Genomic DNA, 2,252 nt, shown 5'->3' with positions numbered 1-2,252 from the left:
CTAAACTTGGCGGCCACTTCGGTGGTCGCCTTTTTTATAGGCAATATCCGCCCTTAATGATTACAAGCCAGGCTCACGAGGATAACGCTACATCCCCACTCCGCTCCACCTCATCCAGGCTGATACCATCCCTCCGGCGTCGTAGCGCTGTGTCGTTCGGGTGATGGCGTGGCCGGCTATGTTGGCCGCTTCCGCCAACGTTCCACCGGTTCAAAGTGAACGGTTTATTGTCGCCCGGAAACGGCGATTGACCATCTGGGCCGCAACGGCGTCGAACAGGCGGCGTTCGGGACAAGCAAGATCATGCACAGCATCGGTCCTGCCGGCCTGTTCGCTTAGCCGCGGCTCAGGAAGACCGCGCCTCTGATACTGGTTATTGTCATCGCTACGCGTCTTGTTGTCCGCGGACGCGGGGACCATCCGCCGTCGGACGTCGATCGACCGTTAGCAGGCTGCGGAAAAACCCCCGAACGATCCCGTATTCCCGAAGCTTTCGCATGCTGGGGCGTTCTAAGAGGCTCGCCAGAGGGGCAAATGTGAAGAATTTCCAGTTCTGCACTGCGAAAATTATATCGCAGCGCAGGCTTCGGACAGACTCTGGGTGTCGCTACGCCGCGGCACCCAGCAGCTTCGGCAACCGGATCAGGTCGTAGGCCGCCGCCGCCAGGGTGAACATCCAGCTCACCCGAGGCGTGCCGCGAAAGCGCGTTTTGCGCTGCCCACCGATCGTCTTCATCCAGCCGAACACCGCCTCGATCCGTTTGCGCACAAGCAGGCTCACCTGATAGCCGGCATGGCGCGTGGTGCGTCCGTCGATGGCCGAGCGGCGGCCCTTGTCGTTCTGCGTGACATGCGGGGTTGCACCGAGGCTTCGCATGTCAGCGACGAAGTCCTGTGTGTCGTAGGCTTTGTCACAGCCGATCGTGATGCGATGCCGGCCCGGTATTGCGCCGACCATCTCTACCCCCGCCTCACGCTCGGCGGTGCCAGTCGCCAGCGTCGTAAGGGCGTCTACTACCAGGCAGTGACGGTTCTCGATCGCCACGTGCCCCATGTGGCAGAGCTTCGCCGCCTGGCCCTCGGCCTTTTTGTAGAGCCGCGCATCCGGATCGGTGCTCGAGGCGTGCGTCTCGTTGCTGCGCGTCTCACCGTGGAAGTCGCGCTCGCCGTTGCGTCCCGGACCGGGTGGCGCACCGCTGCCGTCCTTGGGCCGGAAGCTCTTCATCGAGGCCCAGGCTTCAATCAGCGTGCCATCGACCGAGAAGTGCTCGTTTGAGAGGAGGTGCCGCACCTGCGGGTCAGCCAGGATCGCGCGGAGGAAGCCATGGGCGATGTCACCTTCCAGCAATCGGTCGCGGTTCTTGGTGAACACCGTCACGTCCCACACCGGCGCCTCGATCGACAGGCCGACGAACCAGCGAAACAGGATGTTGTAGCGCAGTTGCTCCATCAACTGCCGCTCCGAGCGGATCGTGAAGAACGCCTGCAGCAGCAAGGCCCGCAGCAATTGCTCGGGTGGGATCGAGGGCCGGCCAGTCAACGAGTAGATCTGGTCGAACTCAGGCGACAGACGCTCCAGGGCTGCGTTCACCAGCGGGCGGATCTGGCGCAGTGGATGATCCGGCGGCACCATCGCCTCCGGGTTCACGTAGCCGCTCAGATGACCTCTCTGATGATCCCGCCCGCGCATCTGACAGCCTCTCTCTCCGTGCCTGCTCTGGCCTCAGGAAATCAAATCGATGGCGGATGTTTCCAAGGGTTTTTCCGCAGCCTGTTAGCGGCGCTTGGATCCGCCGAGGGCTACAACTTTCGCGGAAACCGGCGGTCTGGAAGGCTTTAGAACGACGCCTTGAGGTCCCTCGTTGAGCTTAGCTTCGGGATAAACCGCCAAGGCAAGCTGCAAATTAACGCGAAAATGCCGCCGAAAGTGATCAATCCGCTCCACAGACCGACCGAATTGCGCATGGAGGGCCTTCCAAGTGACCATTTTCGGCTCTTTGAGCGCGTGAAGCCTGTAGGCCAACCAGCAGTAGATATCCAGGGCGAGCGAATTGTTGGCCAGTGCCCGGATCGCGCTGTCTTCGACCGGTACTGGATGCCGCTTTAGCTGCTCGTAGAAACCTTCCGACAACTTTGCGGTGTCGATAAATAGGCCGGGCTGCTCCGTAGAGCCGTCGTCAACAAACATGGCTTGGTCCAGCACCGACTGGTTGATCAGGCCGGTCCGATTGCCCTGTGTGATCTGGAATGAC

At 61.3% G+C, this 2,252-nt stretch carries 2 protein-coding genes; both read right to left on the bottom strand.

The window, feature by feature from the left end; genetic code table 11:
* Nucleotides 1–607: 607 nt before the first annotated feature.
* On the bottom strand, nucleotides 608–1,690 hold the full coding sequence (locus VGP39_RS21710) for an IS5 family transposase (protein ID WP_327570149.1): 1,083 nt from the start codon (nucleotides 1,688–1,690) through the stop codon (nucleotides 608–610).
* An 84-nt stretch (nucleotides 1,691–1,774) separates the two neighbouring features.
* Nucleotides 1,775–2,252: replication protein RepA (locus VGP39_RS21705; protein ID WP_327570148.1), on the bottom strand; the 478-nt coding region annotated here is incomplete at its 5' end.

Source organism: Bradyrhizobium sp. (assembly GCF_036009065.1).
GTDB lineage: Bacteria > Pseudomonadota > Alphaproteobacteria > Rhizobiales > Xanthobacteraceae > Bradyrhizobium.
Note: the sequence above shows the minus strand (reverse complement) of the source record. Positions and strands in the feature narration are given on the sequence as shown.